A 26,238-nucleotide genomic window follows, 5' to 3' on the forward strand; every position below is an offset into this window, starting at 1 on the left:
TCTTTTATTTTATTAGATGCAAAAAAAACGAGCCGAAGCTCGTTTTTTATTTTAGATCTTACCAGTAGAAGTTCACACCAACTTTACCAACTGGTAACCATTGATATTTATCGTCATTCGCGATTTTACGCGCTTCCGCATTTACTGCTTCTTCAAGTGACTGATCACCTGTAGTAGTAGCTGAACCTGTTGAAACAAGTTTAACTGTTGGGTTACCAGTGTAGTAAGCGCCTACTTCACCAAATACACCCCAGTTTTTATTAATTTTAGGTGCAAAACCAAAACCTAAATATGGAGCAATGTCATTTTTATAAGACATTTTACCATTAATTTTTACTCCACCCTCATTAGCAAGGAAGTCTTGATTATTGACACGGAATGAACGAGTCGCATCAACGTTACGAGATAAATCGTAATCATTATCAAGATATGCTGCACCAGCCGCTACATATAAGCCTTGAGCCCAACGGTTAGTACTTGCACCCCATGGACGAATCTCAGCATTTAAATAGACATTGTTGTTGTCCATATCAAGATCATAAGTTGAGCCGTTGACTTTTACGTCGTCAGACCAAGAGATGTCACCACCATTATAACCAAGTGCCAAACCTACATATGGGTTTGCTTGCCACAATAAAGCACCACCGTAACCAGTTGTACCTACCTCAGCACGCGCCCCCACAGGAATTAATTGGTTTTTGTCAAATGCGTAGCTGTCATGAACAACGGCTTCATCTGCCATTACAGCACCAGCAGCGAATAAAGCTGTTGTTGTTACTAATACACGTAATGCTTTCATAGTTTTCTCCTCAAAAAGGCTCTGTTTTTAATTTTGTGACTAAAATCATAATAAAAGAGCTTAGATTCTTTTTTATACAAAAAATGCTAGATTTCTGTTATTTTTTGATACAAATTGAGTTAAATTTTTATTTTCTAATCATTTTTGTGTAAAAAACACTTGATTATCTAATAAGCTTAATTTCATTTAACCTATTTGTATCCTCAATTAAACGTAACACGTTTTTTCAAAGATTCTTGTCACAAATTAGTGTAAAATCTTTAAAATTTTTTATGGAAGGAAGATCATGTCTCAGCTTTCTACGATCATTGAGCAAGCATTTGAAGACCGCGCAAATTTTACTGCAGCAGATTGCTCAAGCGAAATCCGCCAAGCTGTTGAAGAAGCAATTGCTGGTTTAGATAACGGTACACTTCGAGTTGCTGAAAAGATCAATGGTGAATGGGTTGTTCACCAATGGTTAAAAAAAGCTGTTTTATTATCATTTAAACTAAATGACAATAAACCAATCGAGTCATGTGATCTTCGTTTCTACGATAAAGTTGAAACTAAATTCTCTGGTTGGACTGAAGAGCAATTTAAAGCAGCAGGTGTTCGTGTTGTTCCTCCTGCTGTAGCGCGTCGTGGTAGCTTCCAAGCTAAAAACGTAGTGTTAATGCCTTCTTATGTAAACATTGGTGCTTATGTAGATGAAGGCACAATGGTTGATACATGGGCAACTGTAGGTTCATGTGCTCAAATCGGTAAAAATGTTCACTTGTCTGGTGGTGTAGGTATTGGTGGTGTTTTAGAACCATTACAAGCTAACCCAACCATTATTGAAGACAACTGTTTTATCGGTGCGCGTTCAGAAATCGTTGAAGGCGTAATTGTTGAAGAAGGCTCAGTCATTTCAATGGGCGTTTTCATTGGTCAATCAACTAAAATTTATGACCGCGAAACTGGTGAAATCCATTATGGTCGTGTACCAGCAGGTTCAGTTGTAGTTTCAGGCAGCTTGCCATCTAAATGTGGAACTTACAGCTTATACGCTGCAATTATCGTGAAAAAAGTTGATGCAAAAACACGTGCAAAAACGAGCTTGAACGATTTGTTACGCGCTGACTAATTTGCTATAACGCTCTTGCGGAGCTTTAATCGCTCCTCATCTCTACGATCCAACTGATCGTAGAGATTTTATTTTTTATATAGTGTGGTATTTCTAGAATGGCTTCCTTACGTTCCTCTGCAATTCCTGTCTCTGACCCTGCGTCTGGCTTACGCATTACCGAGATTTTTTACTCGTTGCAGGGTGAAGCGAATGCTTCTGGTTTACCGACTGTATTCATTCGCTTAACAGGCTGTCCACTACGTTGTAGTTACTGTGATACGACTTATTCTTTTGAAGGCGGAGAACGTTTTTCACTTGAACATATCATTGAAACAGCTAAACAGTATCAAACACCTTATATTTGTGTTACTGGTGGCGAACCATTAGCACAGCCAAACTGTTTGATTCTATTACAACGCTTATGCGAAGCAGGCTTTGATGTTTCTTTGGAAACTAGTGGCGCGCTCGATGTCTCAAAAGTAGATTCGCGTGTTTCTAAAGTTCTCGATTTAAAAACTCCAACTTCTGGTGAGGAACATCGCAATCTCATCAGTAATCTTGATCATTTGACTGCACATGACCAAATTAAATTCGTCATTTGTAACCGCGAAGATTATGAATGGTCAAAGCAGCAAGTTGAAAAATATCAACTGCATAAAAAAGTCAGTACCGTTTGGTTCTCCCCTGCCTTTGCAGTTGAAAAAGGTGCTGTTGGCCTGCCACGTCTAGCACGTGATCTGGCACAGTGGATACTTGATGATAAACTCCCTGTTCGCTTCCAACTTCAGTTACATAAACTGCTTTGGAACGATGAATCAGGTCGTTAATCACTCAATAAAATAAATCATTCCGAATATGGAGAAAAATATGCGCCCTCGTGCCATTGTTTTGCTTTCAGGCGGCTTAGACTCAACCACTTGCCTAGCTTGGGCACAAGCACGCTATGAATGTATTGCTATTAGTTTTATGTATGGCCAACGCTCAACGACTGAACTCGATGCAGCAAAAGCATTAGCTCAACGTGCAGGTGTTGAACATCGTGTAATTAATATTGATTTGGCGAATTTAGGTGGGTCTGCACTTACAGACCACAACATTGCCGTACCAGAACAGTTACAAGAAGGTATTCCTGTAACTTATGTACCAGCACGTAACACTATTTTCCTCTCTTATGCTCTAGCAGCAGCTGAAGTATTTAATGCCGAAGCGATTGTTATTGGTATCAATGCTGTTGATTATTCAGGATATCCTGATTGTCGTCCTGAATTTATTGATGCTTTTGCGAATATGGCGCGCTTAGCAACTAAAGCTGGCGTAGAAGGAAAACCACTTAAGTTTGAAACACCACTGTTACATTTATCCAAAGCGAATATTATACGTTTAGGGATTGAACATGGCGTAGACTATAGTCAAACGGTATCTTGCTACCAAGCAGATGCTCAAGGACGTGCGTGTGGCAAATGTGACAGTTGCCGTTTGCGTAAAGAAGGCTTTATCGAGGCTGGTGTTGCCGACCCAACACGCTATATACCGTAATAAGTAGGTAAAATTTATGAAGTTGTTAAAATCAAATCTTATTCTTTCATCTTTGTTTTCAACAGTTGCGCTTATGGCTGGTGCAGCACATGCTGCCGAAAACCCAGTTCAAGCAGCATATAAAAGTACTAACGTTAAAGGTGCATTAGTTAACGTTTGTAAAGATCAAACAGCTAAAGGCGGTAAACTAAGTTCATCTGAAGTTAGCAAATTCTGTAGCTGCCAAGTTGAAGCACAAGGTAAAGTAACTGAAGCACAAAAATGGGAAATCCAAAGTGCAATTAATGCGAAGAAAAGCCCAAGCTCTCTAGGATTTGTACAACAACAAAACCGTGATCTTAAAGCATGTTTCGGTCCTCAGTTAACAACTAAACTTGAAAAATTAACTGAAGATGCAATGAAAGCTGCTCAACAACAAGCTCCTAAAAAATAAGCTTTTGTTATTCCAAATTAAGCCTGCATTTATGCAGGCTTTTTTGTAGCTCTGTTAAAATGATCTTATCGAACTTGAACAATTTATCCGAAATAAACAATGCAAGAACAATGGAAAACCAACGCAATAAATAAGACCTCTATTGTTTCATTCAGTGGTGGTAAAGACAGCTCCCTTGCACTCTACCATGCCATGAAAACTGGCACAGTGAGTGGGCTCATTGTCATGCTGGAAGAACAAGGTCAGCGCTCTCGTTCACATGCTATGCCACTTGATATTATTCAAGCACAAGCTAAAGCAATCGGCTTACCAGTATTCATGGCTTCATCAAGCTGGAATGACTATGAAGCTAAATTTATTGAATTACTCATTCAGGCAAAACAACAAGGTGCTGAGGTACTTGTTACAGGCGATCTGGATATGCCTGAACATGGATGTTGGCATGATCGAATAACTCAACAGGTAGGACTCAAATTAGGAATGCCTCTTTGGCTTCGCCCACATCGTGAAGTTGTTGAAGAATTCATCAATCTTGGTTTCCATAGTGTGCTTGTAACAGTGAACTTAAAACTAGGAATGACAATTCAAGATTTAGGAAAAACTTTAACCTTAGAATATATAAAAGAACTTGAAAACCGTGGTATTGATCCATGTGGTGAAGGCGGTGAATTTCATACGACGGTAATTGATGGCCCAATTTTTAACAAACCAATTCCTGTAAAAAAGCTCGATATTGTTTATCATGAAGAATATGCTTTTTTACCACTTGAATTAGATCAAATTTAGCTTTTTTGAAGGATGAGAAATGACTGACAATATCCAATTACCAAATCAGATATTCCCAACAACACAAGGTGAAGTTAACTTGACTGAGGTCGAAAACGAATGGTTAATCATTTACTTCTACCCTAAAGATTCAACTCCAGGATGTACAACACAAGCAGTTGGTTTTTCTTGTCTAAAAGATCAGTTTGAAGCTTTAGGTGCTCGTATTTACGGTGTTTCGCGCGACTCAGTAAAAGCCCACCAAAACTTTACTGAAAAACAGGCACTGACTATTGATCTGATTAGTGATAAAGAAGAAGTACTGTGTAAGCACTTCGATGTGATTAAAGAAAAAAATATGTATGGCAAAAAAGTAATGGGTATTGAACGCTCTACTTTCATTTTCCATAACAAAACTTTAGTTAAAAGCTACCGTAAAGTTAAAGCTGCTGGGCATGCGGAACAAGTTCTAGAAGACTTAAAAGCCCTTCAAACAGCTTAATAAAATTAACAAAAAAAAAGCGAATTTTACACTCGCTTTTTTTTTGCAAAGCATTACCCAATACTTTGACTTTGGCGTATCATAAAAATATTAGAATAATTATTTTAAGGCAATGATATGAGTCTACTACTCAAAACTTGCTCTTTGCTGCCTGCTACTCTTTTTATCGGTGCATGTAGTGCAAATACATTAGCAATATCCACTGACACGCCCACATCAATTGCTCAAATTCAAAAAAATCCCAATGAAATAAGCTGCCAAGATTTGCAAAACCCAGCCTATCAACAAGCTGTACTAAACACAATTAATCAGATCCGACAGCAATCACGCCAATGTGGTCAGCAGTATTTCCCAGCAACCAAACCTTTGAGCTGGAGTAATAATTTATATAAAGGTGCACTTTCTCATAGTGAAGATATGGCTGCACACAACTTTCTCGGGCATGTTGGCTCAACCGGTCTGGACTTAAAATCACGTTTGAAAATTTACAATACACTTGGTAAAGCCAATGGTGAAAATGTCGCTAGTGGCCAAAAAACTTTAGGGCAAGTTATGTCTAAATGGCTAACAAGTCCCTTGCATTGTAGTAATCTAATGAATCCAAAATTCACCACTTACGCAATTGCGTGTGCTTCTGATCAGTCTGTAAAGCAAAAGAGTTATTGGACTCAACAATTTGGTACGCGTTAAAAGGAAAAATGATGCAATCTGGTTCAATCACTCCAATTTTAAGAATTTTTGATGTTGATTTAGCTCAATCATTTTATCTTGAGTTCTTAGGTTTTCAGCTTGATTGGCAACATCAATTTGAAGATAACTTTCCGTTATATTTACAAATTTCCAAAGATGATTGCGTTATTCATTTATCAGAGCATTTTGGTGATGCAAGTCCACATAGTGCAATCCGTATTTATTGGGAACATATTTATGAGCTGCACAGCGAACTAAGCAAAAAAGATTATAAATTTTCTAAGCCTCAGGTTGAAAAAACAGATTGGGAAACACTTGAACTCAGCATCACCGATCCTTTTTCCAACCGAATTATCTTTTGGGCAGATGCTTAATCATTCAGTCCGCTAAAATTTGATAATGGAATACTTTCGATATAATTCTCCATTGATCATCTTCAAACACAAATGTAAGTGCATCATAAAAATATTTAGGGTGGATAACGCATTCAACATGGACTAGCGCCAACCGTTCATGAATCAAATTGATTGAATTGATTTTATCCTGTCGTGTTTGTCGCTTTGAAGCTGGAGAAATTCGACTCGCAACTATCGGAAAATATTCAGCCATACTAAATCGTAGTACGGGTTGCTCAGTTACATTGATATATATGGCATCAGGATGAAAAACATTATTTAGAAGTTGTACATCACAAAAATACAAACCATCAAAATATTGCTCTAGTTGTTTCTGAATCTCAGTAATCGGATTATTTTGCATTTTAAGTACTCAAACTTTGTCTTTTTCGTATCGCAGAAACAGTTTCACCTGCAACACCCCAGTTATCAGTTTCAACTTCATCAATGACTACAAATGTAGTTGCAGGATCTTTATCAAGTACACGAACCACAAGCTCTGTTGCTTGTTGAATTAATTGCTGTTTTTGCTGTATTGAGACATTTTCTTTGGTAATTTGAATTAAAATATAAGGCATATAGACCTCCTTTTATAATTTTATTTAATAATAAAAGAATTAGGCTACTTCGGCTGCAATTGCATCTTGAACTGTTTGGCGCTCAGAAATTCTCTGCATAAAACTGGCTAAATGGCTAAAGTGTGCTAAATCAAGGCCAATAAAATCAGCCCAGCGTGTGACAACAAAAAGATAAATATCAGCAATCGTAAAGTTACTTCCCGTTAAATAATTTTGCCCATTTAATTGTTGATCGACCCATGCATAGTGCTTATTTAGGATTATGCTATATACGTTTTTACTTTTTTCACTGTAAGATTCATTAAAAAATGGTGAATACGCTTTATGAATTTCAGAAGCAATAAAGTTCATCCATGAGAGAACCTCGTAACGCCCAGCGGTATTTATTTCAGCTAATAAATCTTTTCGTAAAGATTGATCAACAAGAAACTGGCTAATTACTGCACCTTCTGTTAACAATGAACCATCATCAAGTTGTAATAAAGGGACTTGTCCTTTTTGATTAAATTGATAAAAGTCTTCATTAAATTCAGTTAAATGTTGGTCCAAATCGACTTTGATTAATTCAAATGCAAGTCCCAGCTCTCTTAAAACAATATGTGGTGCTAAAGAACAAGCATTGGGTGAATAATATAGTTTCATAAAATAACTCCATACAAGATATGAAAATCATCTTATTGTTTACTTATATGTGCTTAAATAGCCCAGAACTCAAATCATTTTTTACATGGTGTAATAAATGGCTCAACAACTAAAAAGAATGATGTTTAGTAGCGTAGAGCTATTTTGCTTAGTCGCAGAAAACGAAAGCTTTTCCAAAGCGGCACTTCATGCAGGTGTTAGTCCAGCAGCTGTAAGCCGTTCAATCGCCCGATTAGAAAAGCATTTAGCCACACCACTTTTTGTGAGAACGACTCGACAAGTACGTTTGACGCCACAAGGAAAAATGTATTTTGAGGAATGCAAACAAGCATTAAATCAAATATTAGAAGCTGAGCAACAACTTAAAAACCAAAAACAACAACCTTCAGGTTTGATTCGAATTAGCGTACCCACACCTTATGGGCATTACCGAATATTGCCATTATTAGCAAAATTCTCGCAGCAATATCCAGCCATCGAAGTGGATGTTCAACTAACCAACAAAAATGTGGACTTTATTGCAGAAGGATATGACTTAGCGATTCGCGGACGACAACTTTCTGATTCAAACTTGATTGCACGCCAACTCGAACAAGCTGAGCTAATTGTGGTGGCATCGCCACAATACTTAAAAAAATTCGGCATACCGCAAAGCATTGAAGATTTACAGCATCATCAATGCATTCAATTTGTGCTACCCAGTACAGGGAAAAATGTACCGTGGCTATTCAATTCAAACCATCAAATTATTGGATATCAAAGTACAGGTAAAATCCGCTGTTTAGACGATATTCTAGGTACCATCACCCTAGCAAAACATAGTGCAGGATTATTACAAACCTACCGTTTTATAGTAGAAAAAGAGCTACAAAATGGGGAGTTGATTGAGATTCTTACAAAATTTTCAGGAACTTCACGTCCGTTTTCTCTACTCTACCCACTCAAAAAACACGAATCTTTTCATATTCGTGTTTTTATCGATTTTCTGATCAAAGAATTAAAACCACAAGCTGAATTAATTTAGATTGGTTTTATCATCTATAAGATATTTGCGTTGTAGTTCAGCATAAACTTCAGTCTCTTTAAATTCATCTAAAAATTTAATCGTTCCTACAGGAAAAAATTCCGTTTGGATTTCACCACGATAATAAGCTTCACGCATTGGCGTTGCCGAAATTGAATCTTTTAAGCTATCCAGCTCAACCATGATCCACTCTGGAAATAATCTTAAATAATATGAAGACTCATCCTTAAAATGCCCAATTAGACCAACTTTTGAGTTCGGTTCAATCACGCCATTCACTAAAGTTTTGACTTGTTTTACCCACTTTTCGTCGTTATAAACATCCACTACATGTACAAAAAGAATGCGCTTTTGTTCTTCTAGAGAAAAATTTGACAAGATCATTTGCTCACGCTCTATTGCTAAGAACGGATTTTTAATATTACGTTCCATTTGAGCAGAGCCTAATGCCAAAACCACATAATGGCTTTGTTGTAAGGCAATTTCAATTGTCTGCATATGAGCCAAATGAAATGGTTGAAAACGCCCTATAAAAACGAGATAGTCAAATTTATACATAATTAGATTTTCACTTTTTATGAACTCATCAGTAACGCTCATTACAAAAAATATGCGCCATAATGAGAACCTAAAAATTAACAACGTGGTTTAAAGCAAGGATAGTACGATGACACTTAGCTGTATTCAACAACCTCATCAACATTTAAACGCAAATTTAGAAGGTGGCGTACTCACCTTAGCCATAAATCGCCCAGATGCAAAAAATGCACTCTATGGCGAACTTTATTTATGGATTGCCAAAGCATTGAATGAAGCCGACCTTAATAAAGATGTTCGAGTAGTTATTCTACGTGGTGTCGAGCAAGATTTTACCGCTGGCAATGACATGAAAGATTTTATGGGTTTTGTACAAAATCCGAACATGGGGCCAGCTGGAGAAGTTCCACCATTCGTTCTACTTAAAGCGGCTGCCAAATTATCAAAACCACTTCTTATTGCAGTAAAAGGTGTGGCAATTGGAATTGGCGTTACGATTTTATTACACGCAGATTTAGTTTTTGCTGACAACACTGCCCTATTCCAAATTCCATTTGTAAGTCTTGGCCTTTCTCCAGAAGGTGGTGCAAGTCAATTACTCATTCAACAAGCGGGTTATCACAAAGCAGCTGAGCTTCTGCTTACTGCAAAAAAATTTAATGCAGAAACCGCAGTACAAGCAGGCTTAGTGAATGAAGTCGTTGAAGATTCTTACGCATCTGCTCAGGCAACAGCTCAGCATTTAGCAGCTTTGCCTCTTGCATCATTAAAGCAAACAAAAGCATTAATGAAGCATAATCTAGAGCAAATTATTGAATGTATTGATCATGAAGCTGAAATCTTTATGCAGCGCGTTCACTCACCTGAAATGCTAGAAGCAGTACAAGCATTTATGCAAAAACGTAAACCAGATTTCGCTCAGTTTAATTAAAATCAATTTCTATGATTTGAATAAACTCAAAGGCAGGCTCTTCATAAGGATGGCTTGCCTTTAATGCTTTCGCTACGGTCTTGGCGTTTTCTTCAATTACAATTGTTTCTACACGCCACTCATCAACTTGTTCAAGTTCACCTAGCTCTCCGATGTAAGGATCGGCGCCTTTAACTGGCTTAAACTGCCCTATTCCTTTCACTTGCCATGCGCAGTGTTCATAATTACCAATACCACCTGCACCAGCAGAGAAAATGGCTTGTTTAGTCGACTCAAGATGTGACTCAGGTACGTAATAAATCAGCTTTAACATGGGCAAAATGACTCAAAAACTAGCGAACTTGCTTTAAATCATACCGTTAAAAAAGCCTCAAAATCAAAGTCAGTTCATCATTACTAAATAATTTGCTCCAATAAAGAGGATTTGAATTGCAAGCGCTAAGCCAAATAAACGCCAGCCCATATCTTTTTTATAAAACGTTTTTATGTGATTTCCATTTTTCATCATTTTGATCTCCGATTTTTTATCGTTGTTACAGAGAAAGCAAAAATTGAACCAACCTCAAATAAAGCATAAGTGGTTAAATAGTAAGCTGCTTATACTTTTATACGTTTTTTTAAAATGCTTCAAGAGCTTCAACACTCCATATGTAGCTATTAGTTTGAAGAAATTTGAAAATTCAATGACTTATCTTCATCCCTATAATTTTAAGCATCCGATTTCTTTAAATATCTATTTTCATATATTGTCATAGCAAAAGCTAAACCACACAAAATGACAAAACCACAGGTCATTGGAATTAATGTACCGTTATATAATTGCCCAATAATAGAGGCAAGAATAAGTGACAAGACAGAGGAAGCTGCACCAATAATAGCCGACGCCATTCCAGCGACATGCCCCATTGGTTCCATCGCAATCGCGTTTAAATTACCAAATAGAGTTCCAAATAATAAAAATAAAATGCAGGCATAAAGCATAAACATCCAGAATGATACAACCACGCCTAAAAGCTGAATTCCCAAGAAAATCAAAGAAATAAAGCACAAGCCTAAAAAGCCATAAATACAGATTGGACGCATACCAAACTTCATAACAATTTTAGAGTTTGTAAATGAGGCAATTCCCATCACACCAGCAAGCACGGCAAAATAAGCGCTAAATTCTTGTCCTGTTTTACCAAACTGCTGCATAAAGATTTGTTGAGAAGTTCCCAAATAACCAATGAATCCACCAAAGCAAAAACCTGCACATAGCAAATAGCTCATGGTGGTTTTATTACTTACAACTTCTTTAAAGCCCTCTTGAAATGCTTGCAACCGCATAGGTAAACGATTTTCAGGCACTAAGGTTTCTTCTAATCTTAAAGCAACCCATGCTCCAATCACTGTGGCATAAACCATATATAAAACAAAGATCTCACGCCAACCAAAGAAATGAATAATGAGCTGTCCTAAACTCGGTGCAACTGCTGGAGCCACCATAAATACCATCATAATTAAAGACATGATGCGAGCCATTTGAGCTCCGCTGTATTTATCTCTAACAATTGAAATAGTAGCAACATAAGGCCCTGAAACACCAATACCTTGAATAAATCGCCCAACTAAAAACCACTCAAAACTTTGTGTTGTAAAGCACAATAAACTTCCCAGAAAATAAATAATAATTCCTGTGAATAAAATGCGTTTACGCCCAATCGCATCGGATAGAGGCCCCGCAATGAGCTGGCCAATGGTCATGCCAGAAAAGATACCAATGATGACCCATTGCGATTGGTTATTATTTTTTAATTCAAAAATACGTCCAATCTCGCCTAAAGCAGGCAAAACTGCATCTATCGAAAAAGAAACAATCGACATGAGCAATGCCATGAGCAATGCAAATTCACGGAAATGGATTTTTGATTTCATTTTTCTTCTCTACTATTTATTCTATTTACATTGTACTACATACAAATAAGCCACCTTACGGTGGCTTATTTCACTTTTTATATTAACCAATAAACTTACGTGCATTACGGAACATACGTAACCATGCACCATCTTCAGTCCACTCTTCTGGACTCCAAGAGTGCTGAATTGCACGGAAAGTACGCTCAGGGTGCGGCATCATAATCGTTGCACGACCATCTTTAGAAGTAACACCAGTAATCGCTTCAGGTGAGCCATTCGGGTTCAATGGGTAATGTTGAGTCGGGTTACCGTGGCTATCCACATAACGCAATGCAACTTGGTTAGCTGCATTCAAGCTTGCAATGTTAGCTTCACTTGCAACAGCACGACCTTCACCATGTGCAACAGCAATCGGTAAGATTGAACCTTCCATACCATCAAGCAATACAGAAACAGATTTTTCAACACGAACGTTTACGCTACGAGCTTCAAAAACTTCTGACATATTGCGGTGGAAACGTGGCCAGTGCTCAGCACCCGGAATAAGTGGTGCTAATTGTGACAACATTTGGCAACCATTACAGATACCTAAGCTGAATGTTTCTTCACGATGGAAGAACTGTTCAAACTGATCACGTAATTTAGCATTGAATAATACTGATTTTGCCCAACCACCACCTGCGCCCATTACGTCGCCGTAAGAGAAACCACCACAAGTCACTAAACCTTCGAAATCACTTAGACTTACACGACCAGCAAGTAAATCGCTCATGTGTACATCAATCGTATTAAAGCCAACTTTGTCAAAAGCTGCGGCCATTTCAATATGACCATTTACACCTTGCTCACGCAAGATTGCCATATTAGGACGACGTGTATTAATAAACGGCGCTTCAATAGGTTCATTCAAATCGAATGTTGGTTTAGCAATTAAACCTTGGTGTGCATTGTCAGTAATTAATGAAAATTCCTGATCAGCAGTTTCTACGTTATCACGTAAACGTTGGATCTGATGAGATACCTCAGACCAAGCTTGTTGTAATTCAGCACGATCTAAAATTAAACCATTTACAGATAATTGATCTGAGTTATTTACACGACCAACTACAGCAATTGCATCTTTTAAGCTAGAAGCTGCGATTTCTGCCTGCAAAGCTTCCCAATCAGTTGCTTTGATTTGAAGTACTGCACCAATTTCTTCTGCAAATAAGCCCGCAGTAGTCTGATTTTCTAACGCAACACCTAAACGTGCAGCAAACATCATTTCAGCTACAGAAGCTAATAAACCACCATCACCGATGTCATGGTAAGCTTGAATCAAGCCACGATTGTTCCAGTCTTGGATTAAAGCGAAGAACGCTTTGAAATCATCAAAACTATCAACATCTGGAGTGATTGAACCGATTGCTTTATATACTTGAGCAAGAATCGAACCACCTAAACGGAACTGACCTTTAGATAAATCAATACGCACAAGTACTGAATCTTCTAAATTTTTAAGTTCAGGTGTTAAGGTCTTACGAACATCAGTTACTGGAGCAAATGCAGTAATTACACCCGTCATTGGAGATGTTACGGCTTTATCTTCACCGTTGTCATTCCAAGTCGTGCGCATTGAAAGCGAGTCTTTCCCTACAGGAATCGCAATTCCTAAAGCAGGACACATTTCCATACCAATCGCTTTCACGCCTTCAAACAATGCTTGGTCTTCACCTTTTTGACCAGCAGCAGCCATCCAGTTTGCAGAAAGTTTGATATCGCTAATTTGTTCAATGTTTGCACATGCAATATTGGTAATTGCTTCAGCAACTGCCAAACGAGCAGATGCTGCTGGATTTAACAATGCAACTGGTGGACGTTCACCCATTGCCATTGCTTCACCAGTGAAACCTTGCAAACTTGTTGTCGTTACTGCTGCATCCGCAACAGGAACCTGCCAACGACCAACCATTTGATCACGTGCAACCATACCTGTAATTGAACGGTCACCAATTGTGATCAAGAATGATTTAGACGCAACTGTAGGGTTTTTCAATACACGGAAAATCGCATCTTTCAAATCAACTTTTGAAGCGTCAAAATCATCGCCACTACGTTCAATAGTTTCATAAGAACGCTGCATGCGTGGCGTACCACCAAGCATCACCTGCATTGGCATATCAACAGCATCATTTTGGAACAATGGATCTTCAACTGTTAAGTGACGTGCTTCAGTTGCTTCACCCAACACAGCAAACGGACAACGTTCACGTGCACAGATTGCTTCGAACTGGTCTAAAGATTCTGGACGAATAGCAAGAACATAACGCTCTTGTGCTTCATTTGACCAGATCTCCATTGGGCTCATGCCCGGCTCTAATGAAGGAATCTTACGAAGGTTAAGAACTGCCCCTAACTCATGATCGTTCACAAGTTCAGGCATAGCATTTGATAGACCGCCCGCGCCAACGTCGTGTACAGAAACGATTGGGTTGAAGTCTTCTAAACGCCAGCAAGTATCGATTACTTCTTGACAACGACGTTCCATTTCTGGGTTTTCACGTTGTACTGAAGCGAAATCAAGGCTTTCACCCATTGTACCGCTATCTACCGAAGATGCTGCACCGCCACCAAGACCGATTAACATTGCAGGGCCACCCAATACAATGAGTAAATCACCTGGTTGAATCGCATCTTTTTCTACGTGATCAGGACGGATATTACCGTAACCACCAGCAATCATGATTGGCTTGTGGAAGCCTTTCACTTCACCATTTACATTCTGTTCGAAAGTACGGAAATAACCATTCAACGCAGGACGACCGAATTCATTGTTAAATGCCGCACCGCCTAATGGACCTTCAATCATGATTTGTAATGGCGAAGCCATACGTGAAGGTTTACCGTAGTTTTCTTCCCAAGGTTGTTCAAAACCTGGAATGTTTAAGTTAGAAACTGTGAAACCTGTTAAACCAGCTTTTGGTTTACCACCACGACCTGTTGCACCTTCATCACGGATTTCACCGCCTGAACCAGTTGCAGCACCAGCAAATGGAGAAATTGCTGTTGGATGGTTATGAGTTTCAACCTTCATTAAAATATGAGCAGCTTGGCTCTTATATTTATAAACAAAGTGGCCGTTTTCATCTGCTTTCGGATAAAAACGCATCGTGTCATAACCCACGATTACTGAAGCATTATCTTTATATGCCGATAACACATCAGTTGGAGATTCTTTATAAGTGTTTTTAATCATCTGGAACAATGATAATGGTTGTTTTTCACCATCAATTGTCCATTCAGATCCAAAGATTTTATGACGGCAGTGCTCAGAGTTTGCTTGTGCAAACATCATCAACTCGATGTCATTTGGATTACGACCAAGCTTAATGAATGCTTCAGTTAAGTAATCAATTTCTTGTTCAGATAACGCAAAACCAAACTCATTATTAGCTTTAACCAAAGCTTCTTTGCCTTGACCCAAGATATCAATTGAATTTAATGGTTTTGGAGCTGTTTCTGAAAATAATGCTTTTGCATCATCAATTTGAGCAAAAACTGTTTCTGTCATACGGTCATGAAGTACTTGTTTAACTTCATTCGTAATTTCAGTAACGCCTTTTAACGTGAATAAAAGACCACGTTCTAAACGGTGTACTGGTGTATTACAGTTTTTGAAAATATCAGTTGCTTTAGAAGACCAAGGTGAAATAGTACCCACACGTGGTGTAACTAAAATCTGAATCTCATCACTTGCAGATTGACGAAGTTCAAAAGACTCACCGTCATTCAATAATTGCAAAGCAGATTGATGTTGCTGCTCGTTGAGCGCTTGATCAAACAAATAGACCCATTGGCTGTCAAAAGATTGAACAGAACTAATTGACGATAAACGTGTTAATAGTTGAGCTTTCTTAAAAGAAGAATGTGCTGCTGCACCGGCCACGATAAACATGTTGATTTTGGCTCCACGGGCAGGTCTTGTGAACCTTACCGCAATGTGACTTTAGAGAGAGCGCATATTCTACTGCTTCTTGCTAAAATCAGCTAGATGTAGAATCAGTATTCTGTAACCTAATTCTGCAAGAAGTGAGTAGTTTTTTGTTCAAAATCATTTTTTTAGGCATTCTAGTTAAAAATAAATTGTTTCATGTTTATTCAATAACATAATAAAACCTGAACTAAGACAAACTATGTCGCACCAAGCTAGTGCTTTTAACTTTTTTTTGGCATGATCAGGTTTTACAGTTTTGAATAATGATAAATGGAACAAATGCGTTGGTTAGAGCTGCTTTCTGCAGTTCGTTTAGGTAGTAAAAAAAGCAGTACAGAACTGGCTCGTAGCCCATTCCATAAAGATTATGACCGTATTATATTTTCTCAAAGTTTTCGTCAGCTAAACCGTAAGACGCAAGTCCACCCACTCGCACAGCATGATGGCATTCATACCCGTTTAACTCACTCACTTGAAGTTTCCTGTATTGGTCGCTCAATGGGTATGCTTGCTGCAGAAAAAATAAAAAATGAATTACCCGTCTGGATTTCTCCTGCTGATGTCGGTGCAATTATTCAAGCAGCTTGTCTTGCCCACGACATTGGCAACCCACCTTTCGGACATGCAGGTGAATACGCGATTCGTGAGTGGTTTGACGATGCTTCACATGATGATTTTTTAAAAAAATTAAGTCCAGAAGAAGAAGCAGATGTTCGCCAGTTTGAGGGTAATGCTCAAGGTTTACGTTTATTAAGCCGTATTGATTATCATCCAAATGATGGAGGAATGCGCTTAACCTATGCAACTTTAGGGGCTTATTTAAAGTACCCATGGCTCTCGAAAACTATTGCTTCACAAGGTGATCGCCCATCCCATCAACGAGCAAAGTTTGGTTGTTATCAATCTGAAAAAGAAATTTTAAAACAAATTGCTGAACAGCTCGGGCTTATCCAGTTAGGTGAATATCATTATTGTCGCCATCCACTGACCTATTTGTTAGAAGCCGCTGATGACATTTGCTATGCCTTAATTGACTTAGAAGATGGCATTATCTTAAATATGCTGAGTTACCAAGAAGTTGAACCAATTTTCTTAAACCTTATTGCCGACTATGGTCAGCCTGAAGAATTGTCACATCCGAATAGTACATGGCAACAAAAGATTTCGGCCCTACGTGGTCGAGTTATGAAACGTCTAGTTGATGAAGTCACCACAGCTTTTGCTAAACATCATTATGAAATTATTACCGGTCAGCTTAAAGGCAACCTTTTACAATATTGTTCACCCGATATTGCAATTGGTATTGAAACAGCCAAAAATCTGGCGCGTGATAAAATTTTTGAGCATCCACAAAAGTCTGGCTTAGAAATTATTGCGCATCAAAGTTTGCAAACGATTTTAGATGCATTTGTGCCGCTGACCACACCACATAAATCTTTAAGCTTTAAAGAACAACGTTTAATGTCTATCCTTAATCTGTATGGTGCTAACTTTAGCAATAATCATTACAGCAATATTATGCAAGTACTCGATATTATCAGTAAGTTCTCAGATCATCAGGCTTATAGCTTGGCTCAAGAGCTACAAGGTAATAAAATTGGCTTGTTTTAAGCTGGCTTAATATAGAAAGAAATAAAACCTGTATCGTTTTCAATAAATGTTAAAACGATCAGATTTACAGTTATGAATAAGTGAAATTACTCTATGATCGGATGTTTAATTGGCGAAGTGTTTGCCCTAGAAGCCCCTACTGTCTTACTGAATGTAAATGGTGTGGGATATGAAATCGATACGCCACTTTCAACATTTTGCCAATTACAAAAAGGCCAAAAAGTTACGTTATGGACGCATTTGGTTGTCCGTGAAGATGCACAGCAACTCTACGGTTTTAGTGATGCTCAAGAAAAAACAATTTTCCGCACCTTATTAAAAGTAAATGGTGTTGGTCCGAAAATGGCATTGGGTATTCTATCGACACTAAGCGTTGAGCTATTGGTTCACACCATTGAGCATGACGACATTAACACGTTAGTAAAAGTTCCGGGTGTTGGCAAAAAAACAGCTGAACGTTTAATGATTGAGCTTCGTGACCGTTTCAAAACATTAGCCCAAGGTACTTCTACTTCAGCTAGCCTGCCTCAAATTCAGTTCGCTGCAAACTCGCCTGTGGCAGAAGCAGAAGCCGCTTTGCAATCTTTAGGTTATAAGCCACTTGAAGCACAAAAAGCTGTTGCTGCGGTTAAAGCCGATTACACAGAATCAGCCGATATTATTCGTGCTGCTCTTAAATCAATGATGAAGTAAAACACTTATGCAAGACCGTCTAATCAGTGGAGCAGAAAAGCCTGAAGATCATTTTGATCGGGCTATTCGACCAACTTCTCTTGCCGACTACATCGGACAACCTGTAGTACGCGAGCAAATGGAAATTTTCATTGGCGCAGCTCGCGGTCGTGGTGAAGCACTTGACCACACGCTGATTTTTGGTCCACCGGGCTTAGGTAAAACCACCCTTGCCAACATTATTGCGCGTGAAATGGGTGGAAATCTTAAATCTACTTCGGGACCAGTTTTGGAACGTGCCGGCGACTTAGCAGCAATGTTGACCAACCTCGAAGAAGGCGACGTTTTGTTCATTGATGAAATTCACCGCCTTTCACCAGTGATTGAAGAAATTCTTTATCCAGCAATGGAAGACTACCAATTAGATATTATGATTGGTGAAGGCCCTGCTGCTCGTTCAATTAAACTCGATTTACCGCCTTTTACACTTGTGGCTGCAACTACACGTGCGGGCTTGCTCACCTCTCCTCTACGTGACCGTTTTGGTATTGTGCAACGTCTTGAGTTCTACTCTGTAGAAGATTTAACTCATATTGTTTCACGCTCTGCAAACCTGATGAATGTACCCATTACAGTTGAGGGTGCAGAAGAAGTTGCACGCCGTGCACGCGGAACACCTCGTATTGCCAATCGTTTATTACGTCGAGTTCGTGACTATGCTCAAGTGAAAGGTACAGGCGAAGTGACTCATGAAATGGCACAACGTGCGCTTGATATGCTCAATGTTGATAAAGCAGGTTTAGATACCCTAGACCGCCGTTATTTGAGCATGCTGTTAGAGCGTTTTGATGGCGGCCCTGCTGGAGTCGAAGCGCTTGCAGCAGCAATGGCTGAAGATAGCGGTACACTTGAAGATGTAATTGAACCGTATTTAATTCAACAAGGTTATGTGATGCGTACTGCGCGAGGTCGCATTGCAACGAACCAATCTTATTTACAGTTTGGAATGACACCACCTGAGCCTAAAAACTAATCAAAGGAAGAGAATTTTCTCTTCCTTTTTTAATTATTCTATTCCTCCAACTCAAATAATTATTTTCTTATCAATAGATTAGCCACTCGATACCTTTTAAGTCTTTCTTTATACCTTATTGATTTTTTAATATTTTCAAAAACTGAATTATAAGAAATCTAGATATTAAATCTTATGAACAATAATATTTTTAGGATAAGGACATGTATAAGAAAGCCGCTTTATTTTTTCCACTTGCCTTCATGACTCAGCTAAGCCTAGCAGATTGGGTCAACGATGCTACCCAACAAAATGAAAATCAAGTCATTCAGCTAAGACAAAACATTCATCAACACCCTGAACTTGGCAATATGGAATTTAAAACCTCTGCCCTTGTTCAAAAAGAATTAAAGTCTTATGGCATTCAAGTCAAAACAGGCTATGCGAAAACAGGTGTTGTAGGTATTTTAAAAGGTAATAAACCTGGGCCTATTATTGCGCTTAGAGCGGATATGGATGCTTTACCTATGGAAGAAAAGAGCGGTGTTTCCTTTGCCAGTAAACAAAAAGCAATTTATCAAGGTAAGGAAACTTATGTGATGCATGCATGTGGACATGATGCACACACTGCAATGTTATTAGGCGCAGCAAAAATTTTAGCTGCGAATAAAGATAAAATATCGGGCACAGTTATTTTTGTTTTCCAACCTGCTGAAGAAGGTGGTGCAGATATAGATAACTTCACTCAGGGTGATCAAATCGGTTCACGAAAAATGATCGCTGATGGTGCTTTTAAAGACTACAAACCAGAAGCTATTTTTGGAATGCATGTGATTGCGGGTATGAAAAGTGGTCATCTTTATTATAAAGATGGTGCTATTTTAAATAGTGCAGACCACTTACGTATTCAGGTCAACGGCAAGCAGGTTCATGGTTCGACGCCATGGTTAGGCAGAGATCCAATTTATGCATCGGCACAAATGATTAATAATTTACAAAGTCTTATTAGCCGAAGAACAGATCTAACCCAAGGTATGGGCGTGGTCAGTATTGGCAATATTCAAGGTGGTACAGCAGGAAATGTGATTCCCGAACAGGTCAATATGATCGGTACCATTCGTTCTAATAACGAAGAAATAAGAAATAACATCTTAAAAAGTTTACCAGTCATGATTGAGCATAACGCTCAAGCCAATGATGTCACTGCTAAAGTTGAAATTGCGCCTTATGCGCCAGTCACCATGAATGACAAAACCCTTACTCAACTTATTCAGCCAACATTAGCTAAAGTTGCTGGCGAGTCAAAACTTCATGTTTTAGACCATAATGCGAGTGCAAGTGAAGATTTTGCCTATTATGGCAAGTTAATGCCCTCATTCTTTGTCTTCTTAGGGGCGACACCAGAAAATCAAGACTTAAATCAGGCTGTACCGAATCATAATCCCTATTTTATTGTAGATGACAAGACCTTAAAAACTGGAACTGAGCTACATGTAAGGTTCGTATTAGATTATCCGAATATATCAAAACAAGTCCAAACTTCATGGAAGCCCTCTTAACTTAAAAAGCTTGCTAGCCATAAGATGTAGCGTTTTTAGATTAGAAATTCAGCAATCGCAATTGAAAGGTTGTGCCATAGGACTTAGTATGCAATCTGCTAAACTGCCCCGTATTTAAAAGCAGATGTATGGCTTTTGAATGGAACTAATGTTTTATTCAGCAGTCATATTTTAAATGCAAAGCTCTATAGTGAACTAAAACGGAATCCTCTCATGGCGAATCATTTTGAATTCAACATTCGTGTTTATATTGAAGATACGGACGCAGGCGGTATTGTTTACCATGCCAACCACATTCGCTATATGGAACGTACCCGTACTGAATGGCTCCGTGCTTCTGGCGTTGATCATTACTGGCATCAAAAAGACTACAACTTTGTCGTGCACAAAATTGACGTAAAATACATGCGTCCTATTTTAATGGATGATTTAATTACTGTTACAGCACGTGTAGTTTCATGTAAAGCTGCGTCATTTGTGTTGCAACAAAATATTTATCGTGGTGAAATCTTGCTTGCTTCTGGCGAGGTTGAGTTGGCATGTTTAAGCAAAGAACTTGTAGCTCGTCGTCTTCCAGAAGAAATACGTGATCTTATTCGTAAAGAATTGGAACAAGACTAAAAAAACAACCGGCATATGTAACTATGGCAACAAACATTGAATCAACCCTGCATATTTCTGACCTTATTTTACAGGCAAGTCCAGTCGTTCAGTTGGTCATGCTAATTTTATTGTTAGCATCAATCTTTAGTTGGTATCTGATTGCCAAGTTACATATGAGTTATAAAAAAGCCCATCAAGAAGATGAACATTTCCAGAAAATGTTCTGGTCGGGTGCTGAACTCAATACGCTTTACAACAATGCTCAGCTCAACTCAAAACGCTCAGGTCTTGAAGATATTTTTTATCAAGGGTTGAGTGAGTTTTTTAAACTTAAAAAACGTCAGGCCCCTGTTTCACAAACGATTGAAGGGACTGAACGTATTTTGCGAGTAGGTTTGAGTCGTGATCAGAGCCATCTAGAATACGGCTTAGGTACTTTAGCAAGTATTGGCTCTGTAGCTCCTTACATCGGTCTATTCGGTACCGTTTGGGGGATTATGAATGCATTTATCGGTTTAGCTGCTGTTGATCAAGTCACTTTGGCAACTGTTGCACCTGGTATTGCCGAAGCACTTATTGCAACCGCAATTGGTTTATTTGCTGCAATTCCTGCTGTGTTGGCTTTTAACCACTTCACTTCTAAAAGTGAAAGTGTTTACTCTGATCGTGCTTTATTTGCTGAAGAGATGATTGCCTTATTGCAACGTCAGTCTGTGGGTTCATCACAGGAAGATGCATAATGGCAATACAGCGTTCAGGGCGCTTTGAGCGTATAAAAAAACCATTAAAAAGTGATATGAACGTCGTACCCTATATTGACGTTATGCTCGTACTTTTGGTTATTTTCATGGTGACTGCTCCCATGATTACTAGTGGTATTAAAGTCGATTTACCTCAAGCAAATAACCATCCAATCGAATCAAAAGATATGCCTGCCATGGTAACCATTGGTAAAGATGGCAATATTTATCTTCAGTACGAAGATTACAAAGATAGTGAACCATTGTCTCGTGAAAAACTTGAAGAAGTTTTAAGCGGTGCTCAAAAACAAGCTGAACAAGAAAATAAACAACTCACAGTTTTAGTCAATGGTGATAAGTCTCGTCCTTATGGAGAAGTCGTATCATTAATGGCAAGTTTACAAGAAGCAGGTTTAACTCAAGTTGGCCTTCTGACAGAGCCTTTAAAATAAGCTATGAATAAAAATCAAAAGCCACACTTTAAACAAAATGCGATTGCATTGAGCTTTACACTAGGAGTTCATGCAATTGCCATTGTTGGCTTGCTTTTTTTAGGCTTGAGTAAACCACCTGAACAGCCAAAAAAGCTAACAACTATTTTAGTTAAGCCAGAAGATTTACCTCCTCCTTTAGCCAAAGAAGTTGAACAAGAGACTACAGCTACCAATGAAGCAAAAGAGGTATTAGCCCCTATTGTGGATGAAACGCTACCTCAAAATCTTCCAGTTGTACCTCCTCCTCCAACAGCTCAACAACTTGCTGCTCAAAAGCAAAAGGCCGAACAGGCCCAGCAAGCCAAGTTAGCTGAGCAAAAGCGTAAAGCTGAAGAAGCTGCGAAAGCGAAACAAGCAGCAGAACAGCAACGCATAGAGGAAACTCAAAAACAGCAGGCTGAAGCTAAACGCCAAGCTGAGGCTAAAGCAAAATTAGAAGCCGAACAAAAACGTAAGGCTGAACAAAGTGCAAAAGCTGATGCTGAAGCTAAGGCCAGTCAAAAAGCTGCTGAAGACGCTAAACGTAAAGCTGAGGCCGATGCAAAATTAAAACGTGAAGCTCAAAAGGCTGAAAACGCTAAACTTCAAGCACAACAAGAAGCTAAGCGAAAAGCCGAAGCTGATGCTAAAGCTAAGCAACAAAAAGCTGCTGAAGATGCTAAACGTAAAGCTGAAGCAGATGCTAGAGCTAAGCAGCAAAAAGCAACTGAAGACGCTAAACGTAAAGCTGAAGCAGATGCTAGAGCTAAGCAGCAAAAAGCAACTGAAGACGCTAAACGTAAAGCTGAGGCCGATGCGAAAGCTAAGCAGCAAAAAGCCAATGACGATGCTAAACGTAAAGCTGAAGCAGACGCTAAAGCTAAACAGCAAAAAGCTGATGATGCTAAACGTAAAGCTGAAGCAGATGCTAAAGCTAAGCAGCAAAAAGCCAATGACGACGCTAAACGTAAAGCTGAAGCAGATGCTAAAGCTAAGCAGCAAAAAGCTGACGACGCTAAACGTAAAGCTGAAGCAGACGCTAAAGCTAAGCAGCAAAAAGCTGCTGATGATGCTAAACGTAAAGCTGAAGCTGAGGCCGAAGCAAAAGCTGTATCTGCTCAAAAAGCACAAGAAGAAGCAGCTCAGAAGAAAGCCGAAGCTAAAAAAATTGCTTCTTCTGCTAGACGTGATTTTGAGCAAAAAATTCGACGCTCTTGGGATGTTCCGACTGGCAGTAGCGGTAAAACAGTTGGTGTCCGTTTTACCCTTTCAGACTCAGGTAGCGTTAATTCTATTGTGATCACACGTTCAAGTGGCGATGATGCTTTAGATGCAAGTATTAAGGCTGCAATTCAAGCATCTGCACCATATCCTATGCCATCAGACCCTGATGCAAGACGCGAAGCAAGAAGTGTTAACTCTACATTTAGAGCGCAATAATTTTGAAAGAGTTACATGCTTTAAATAGTTTAAGGCATGTAACTATGCTACAAAATCAACAGTCACAAAAATACCTGCTATGACTTTAAACTTATGAATACGAGCCGCAAACACCTGCTATCTTTAGCATTGATCACCGCCTTAAGCCCTATTGCTTCTACAACTGCTTTTGCCCAGTTATATCTGGAAATTGCCAAAGCACCAGATCAGGCACCAAAAATTGCTATTGTCCCGTTTAACAATGACAATGGGCTTTCTCCTATTGTTGAAACTGACTTAAACCGTTCTGGGCGCTTTACAAGCTCATCTAAAAATTTGCCTGCCAATGCTGCAATCAATCAGATTCAAGCTTCTGACTGGCAAGCTGCCGGAATTCCATATGTAGTTACTGGACAAATTAAACAAACAGCTACAGGTTTTGAAGTTCATTACCAACTTTATGATGTACAAAAGCAACAATACATTTTAAATGAACTTTTAAATGTACCCGCTTCACGGATACGTCAAGCTGGCCATATGGTGAGTGATGCTATTTATCAGGCACTTACTGGTATTCCAGGTGATTTTAGTGGCCGTATTGCATACGTACTCAGAAATCCTGCCACCCCTGCAGAGCGTTATACTCTACAAATTGCAGATACTGACGGTGAACAGCCAAAAACTGTTTTGTCATCTCGTGACCCAATTCTTTCTCCGGCATGGACACCAGATGCCAAGAAAATTGCTTATGTTTCTTTTGAAACCAAACGTCCAGCAATTTATCTACAAGATTTATCTACTGGAACACGTGAAGTACTCACTAGCTTTAAAGGCCTAAATGGCGCACCGAGTTTTTCACCTGATGGCCAATCAATGCTATTTACAGCATCAATGAATGGCAATCCAGAAATCTATCAAATGGATTTATCAACTCGCCAAGTTAAACGTATGACAAACGACTCGGCAATTGATACAGAAGCACGTTATACACCAGATGGAAAATCGTTTATTTTCACTTCTGACCGTGGTGGTTCAGCCCAAATCTATCGTTATACCTTTGCTGATGGTTCAGTAAAACGTCTAACGTTTAAAGGTTCATTTAATGCGCGCGGAACTTTGAGTGCAGATGGCAAAAAGATTGCTCTTGTTCATCGTCCAAGTGGCAGCAGTTATAAAGTTGCAATTCAAGACATTAATACTGGCATCACCAATATTCTTACTCCAACCAGTTTAGACGAATCACCAAGTTTCTCACCGAATGGGCAAATGGTGGTCTACGCGACTCGTGAAGGCAACCGTGGCTTGTTATCTATCATGTCTACTGATGGACGTTTCCGTATGAATTTACCAAGTGAACAAGGTGAAGTACGTGAACCAGCTTGGGCACCAAAATAACTTTTAATTCCATTGATGGAGAAGATCATGAAATCAATCAAATATTTAGCTTTACCCTTTCTTAGCGTAGCACTTGTAATGACGGGTTGTGCAAGCCGCAAACCAGCAACAACTACTGCAACTGGCACAAATCCAAGTACAGTTAACACTTCTGGTTTAAGTGAAGATGCGGCATTAAATGCTCAAAATTTGGCTGGTGCTTCATCGAAAGGTGTAACTGAAGCAAATAAAGCTGCTTTGGCTAAACGCGTTGTTCATTTTGATTATGACAGCAGTGATTTATCTACTGAAGACTATCAAACGCTTCAAGCTCACGCTCAATTCCTTATGGCAAATGCAAATTCAAAAGTTGCATTAACTGGCCATACAGATGAACGTGGTACACGTGAGTACAATATGGCTTTAGGTGAGCGTCGTGCTAAAGCTGTACAAAGCTACTTAATTACCAATGGTGTAAATCCACAGCAACTTGAAGCTGTAAGTTATGGTAAAGAAGCTCCTGTTAATGCAGGACATGATGAATCTGCGTGGAAAGAAAATCGCCGCGTTGAAATTAATTACGAAGCAGTGCCTCCTTTATTAAAATAAAGAATACGCATAAAAAAACGCTCATATTTTTATGAGCGTTTTTTTATAACAACAAAACTTAGGAAGATTTCTTTTCTTCTTCAGAATGTTGCATCGATTCAATCAAATCATGCTTATTAAAATCTTTATATTCAGGTTTTGCCTCATAATCTTTCCAAGCATCCTGAACATTCTCTTTCGAAATTTCATCTAGATTGATTGGTTCACCTGCTGTTGGGGTCGCATCAAACTTCTTTGTTGTCATTTCGATTCTCCTAAAAATATACAGTCCGTTGTCATATCATCAACATACCATTTAAAATGGGGGTTGTAAGCATAAATCCAACACAAATAAAGTAAGATAATTTTTATTTTGTGACATTCTCATCTAGAATA

30 protein-coding genes are annotated in these 26,238 nt (G+C 38.8%); 20 read left to right on the top strand and 10 right to left on the bottom strand.

The window, feature by feature from the left end; genetic code table 11:
* Positions 1-58 precede the first annotated feature (58 nt).
* Positions 59-799, bottom strand: a complete 741-nt coding sequence (carO, locus tag ACT53H_RS03575; protein ID WP_005307508.1) for an ornithine uptake porin CarO type 3 — start codon at positions 797-799, stop codon at positions 59-61.
* Between the two features lie 286 nt (positions 800-1,085).
* On the opposite strand from carO, the gene dapD reads away from it, so the two are divergent.
* The 8 genes from dapD (at position 1,086) to ACT53H_RS03615 (ending at position 6,189) form a co-directional block, all read left to right on the top strand.
* A complete protein-coding gene (dapD, locus tag ACT53H_RS03580) occupies positions 1,086-1,907 on the top strand; it encodes a 2,3,4,5-tetrahydropyridine-2,6-dicarboxylate N-succinyltransferase (protein WP_004699931.1) in 822 nt (273 codons plus the stop codon).
* A 98-nt stretch (positions 1,908-2,005) separates the two neighbouring features.
* Positions 2,006-2,716 (top strand): 7-carboxy-7-deazaguanine synthase QueE, encoded by a 711-nt coding sequence (queE, locus tag ACT53H_RS03585; protein ID WP_133747135.1) that lies wholly within the window; start codon positions 2,006-2,008, stop codon positions 2,714-2,716.
* Positions 2,717-2,756: 40 nt separating this feature from the next.
* Positions 2,757-3,425, top strand: a complete 669-nt coding sequence (queC, locus tag ACT53H_RS03590; RefSeq protein WP_004790702.1) for a 7-cyano-7-deazaguanine synthase QueC — start codon at positions 2,757-2,759, stop codon at positions 3,423-3,425.
* Between the two features lie 16 nt (positions 3,426-3,441).
* Positions 3,442-3,858: a hypothetical protein gene (locus ACT53H_RS03595; protein ID WP_003650267.1), complete on the top strand. Its 417-nt coding sequence runs from the start codon at positions 3,442-3,444 to the stop codon at positions 3,856-3,858.
* A 99-nt stretch (positions 3,859-3,957) separates the two neighbouring features.
* Positions 3,958-4,644, top strand: a complete 687-nt coding sequence (locus ACT53H_RS03600) for a Dph6-related ATP pyrophosphatase (RefSeq protein ID WP_476008626.1) — start codon at positions 3,958-3,960, stop codon at positions 4,642-4,644.
* Positions 4,645-4,663: 19 nt separating this feature from the next.
* The gene (locus ACT53H_RS03605; protein ID WP_476008627.1) at positions 4,664-5,125 is read left to right on the top strand and encodes a peroxiredoxin; all 462 of its coding nucleotides are present in this window, start codon (positions 4,664-4,666) and stop codon (positions 5,123-5,125) included.
* Between the two features lie 117 nt (positions 5,126-5,242).
* Positions 5,243-5,815, top strand: coding sequence for a CAP domain-containing protein (locus ACT53H_RS03610; RefSeq protein ID WP_476008628.1), 573 nt, complete (start codon positions 5,243-5,245; stop codon positions 5,813-5,815).
* Between the two features lie 11 nt (positions 5,816-5,826).
* A complete protein-coding gene (locus ACT53H_RS03615) occupies positions 5,827-6,189 on the top strand; it encodes a glyoxalase superfamily protein (protein ID WP_004790695.1) in 363 nt (120 codons plus the stop codon).
* 4 nt (positions 6,190-6,193) lie between these two features.
* On the opposite strand, the gene ACT53H_RS03620 is transcribed toward ACT53H_RS03615, so the two are convergent.
* Genes ACT53H_RS03620 through gstA form a run of 3 tightly spaced genes read right to left on the bottom strand, consistent with a single transcriptional unit; the run spans position 6,194 to position 7,430 of the window.
* Positions 6,194-6,574: a nuclear transport factor 2 family protein gene (locus tag ACT53H_RS03620; RefSeq protein ID WP_476008629.1), complete on the bottom strand. Its 381-nt coding sequence runs from the start codon at positions 6,572-6,574 to the stop codon at positions 6,194-6,196.
* 1 nt (position 6,575) lies between these two features.
* Positions 6,576-6,788 carry a 2-hydroxymuconate tautomerase family protein gene (locus tag ACT53H_RS03625; protein WP_476008630.1) on the bottom strand — a complete coding sequence of 71 codons (213 nt, stop codon included), beginning with the start codon at positions 6,786-6,788 and terminating at the stop codon, positions 6,576-6,578.
* A 39-nt stretch (positions 6,789-6,827) separates the two neighbouring features.
* Positions 6,828-7,430 carry a glutathione transferase GstA gene (gstA, locus tag ACT53H_RS03630; RefSeq protein ID WP_476008631.1) on the bottom strand — a complete coding sequence of 201 codons (603 nt, stop codon included), beginning with the start codon at positions 7,428-7,430 and terminating at the stop codon, positions 6,828-6,830.
* A 97-nt stretch (positions 7,431-7,527) separates the two neighbouring features.
* Here gstA and ACT53H_RS03635 point away from each other — a divergent pair, with 97 nt between their 5' ends.
* Complete coding sequence (locus tag ACT53H_RS03635) at positions 7,528-8,454, top strand: LysR family transcriptional regulator (protein WP_004790687.1); 927 nt, start codon at positions 7,528-7,530, stop codon at positions 8,452-8,454.
* On the opposite strand, the gene ACT53H_RS03640 is transcribed toward ACT53H_RS03635, so the two are convergent.
* Complete coding sequence (locus ACT53H_RS03640) at positions 8,446-9,012, bottom strand: nicotinate-nicotinamide nucleotide adenylyltransferase (RefSeq protein WP_151964186.1); 567 nt, start codon at positions 9,010-9,012, stop codon at positions 8,446-8,448. The two genes, ACT53H_RS03635 and ACT53H_RS03640, sit on opposite strands and share 9 nt — an antisense overlap.
* Positions 9,013-9,121: 109 nt before the next feature.
* Between ACT53H_RS03640 and ACT53H_RS03645 the strand changes: the two genes are divergently transcribed.
* Positions 9,122-9,922, top strand: a complete 801-nt coding sequence (locus tag ACT53H_RS03645) for an enoyl-CoA hydratase-related protein (RefSeq protein ID WP_476008632.1) — start codon at positions 9,122-9,124, stop codon at positions 9,920-9,922.
* Here ACT53H_RS03645 and ACT53H_RS03650 read toward each other — a convergent pair.
* The 4 genes from ACT53H_RS03650 to purL form a co-directional block, all read right to left on the bottom strand.
* Positions 9,915-10,235 carry a YqfO family protein gene (locus ACT53H_RS03650; protein WP_004790680.1) on the bottom strand — a complete coding sequence of 107 codons (321 nt, stop codon included), beginning with the start codon at positions 10,233-10,235 and terminating at the stop codon, positions 9,915-9,917. The genes ACT53H_RS03645 and ACT53H_RS03650 overlap by 8 nt on opposite strands.
* Before the next feature lie 69 nt (positions 10,236-10,304).
* Positions 10,305-10,430 (bottom strand): KGW motif small protein, encoded by a 126-nt coding sequence (locus ACT53H_RS03655; RefSeq protein WP_476008633.1) that lies wholly within the window; start codon positions 10,428-10,430, stop codon positions 10,305-10,307.
* 200 nt (positions 10,431-10,630) lie between these two features.
* A complete protein-coding gene (locus ACT53H_RS03660; protein ID WP_238611859.1) occupies positions 10,631-11,836 on the bottom strand; it encodes a multidrug effflux MFS transporter in 1,206 nt (401 codons plus the stop codon).
* An 82-nt stretch (positions 11,837-11,918) separates the two neighbouring features.
* Positions 11,919-15,752, bottom strand: a complete 3,834-nt coding sequence (gene purL, locus ACT53H_RS03665) for a phosphoribosylformylglycinamidine synthase (RefSeq protein ID WP_476008634.1) — start codon at positions 15,750-15,752, stop codon at positions 11,919-11,921.
* Positions 15,753-16,061: 309 nt separating this feature from the next.
* Between purL and ACT53H_RS03670 the strand changes: the two genes are divergently transcribed.
* From ACT53H_RS03670 to pal, 10 genes are all read left to right on the top strand, one after another.
* Positions 16,062-17,402 (top strand): deoxyguanosinetriphosphate triphosphohydrolase, encoded by a 1,341-nt coding sequence (locus tag ACT53H_RS03670; protein ID WP_004790671.1) that lies wholly within the window; start codon positions 16,062-16,064, stop codon positions 17,400-17,402.
* Between the two features lie 93 nt (positions 17,403-17,495).
* Positions 17,496-18,095, top strand: a complete 600-nt coding sequence (ruvA, locus tag ACT53H_RS03675; RefSeq protein ID WP_005307546.1) for a Holliday junction branch migration protein RuvA — start codon at positions 17,496-17,498, stop codon at positions 18,093-18,095.
* 7 nt (positions 18,096-18,102) lie between these two features.
* Positions 18,103-19,107, top strand: a complete 1,005-nt coding sequence (gene ruvB, locus ACT53H_RS03680) for a Holliday junction branch migration DNA helicase RuvB (RefSeq protein ID WP_004790665.1) — start codon at positions 18,103-18,105, stop codon at positions 19,105-19,107.
* A 203-nt stretch (positions 19,108-19,310) separates the two neighbouring features.
* On the top strand, positions 19,311-20,645 hold the full coding sequence (locus tag ACT53H_RS03685) for a M20 family metallopeptidase (RefSeq protein WP_476008635.1): 1,335 nt from the start codon (positions 19,311-19,313) through the stop codon (positions 20,643-20,645).
* Between the two features lie 213 nt (positions 20,646-20,858).
* Positions 20,859-21,266 (top strand): tol-pal system-associated acyl-CoA thioesterase, encoded by a 408-nt coding sequence (gene ybgC, locus ACT53H_RS03690; RefSeq protein WP_004699892.1) that lies wholly within the window; start codon positions 20,859-20,861, stop codon positions 21,264-21,266.
* Positions 21,267-21,289: 23 nt separating this feature from the next.
* The gene (gene tolQ / locus ACT53H_RS03695) at positions 21,290-21,988 is read left to right on the top strand and encodes a protein TolQ (protein WP_004790660.1); all 699 of its coding nucleotides are present in this window, start codon (positions 21,290-21,292) and stop codon (positions 21,986-21,988) included.
* Positions 21,988-22,440 carry a protein TolR gene (tolR, locus tag ACT53H_RS03700; protein WP_004790658.1) on the top strand — a complete coding sequence of 151 codons (453 nt, stop codon included), beginning with the start codon at positions 21,988-21,990 and terminating at the stop codon, positions 22,438-22,440. The genes tolQ and tolR overlap by 1 nt, the downstream gene beginning before the upstream one ends.
* A gap of 3 nt (positions 22,441-22,443) precedes the next feature.
* Positions 22,444-23,901: a cell envelope integrity protein TolA gene (gene tolA / locus ACT53H_RS03705; RefSeq protein ID WP_476008636.1), complete on the top strand. Its 1,458-nt coding sequence runs from the start codon at positions 22,444-22,446 to the stop codon at positions 23,899-23,901.
* 93 nt (positions 23,902-23,994) lie between these two features.
* Complete coding sequence (gene tolB, locus ACT53H_RS03710) at positions 23,995-25,275, top strand: Tol-Pal system beta propeller repeat protein TolB (protein ID WP_016137340.1); 1,281 nt, start codon at positions 23,995-23,997, stop codon at positions 25,273-25,275.
* A 27-nt stretch (positions 25,276-25,302) separates the two neighbouring features.
* The gene (pal, locus tag ACT53H_RS03715; protein WP_013197071.1) at positions 25,303-25,863 is read left to right on the top strand and encodes a peptidoglycan-associated lipoprotein Pal; all 561 of its coding nucleotides are present in this window, start codon (positions 25,303-25,305) and stop codon (positions 25,861-25,863) included.
* A 58-nt stretch (positions 25,864-25,921) separates the two neighbouring features.
* On the opposite strand, the gene ACT53H_RS03720 is transcribed toward pal, so the two are convergent.
* The gene (locus ACT53H_RS03720) at positions 25,922-26,107 is read right to left on the bottom strand and encodes an NF038105 family protein (protein ID WP_003650227.1); all 186 of its coding nucleotides are present in this window, start codon (positions 26,105-26,107) and stop codon (positions 25,922-25,924) included.
* Positions 26,108-26,238 lie beyond the last annotated feature (131 nt).

This window comes from Acinetobacter sp. DMC2 (assembly GCF_056314305.1).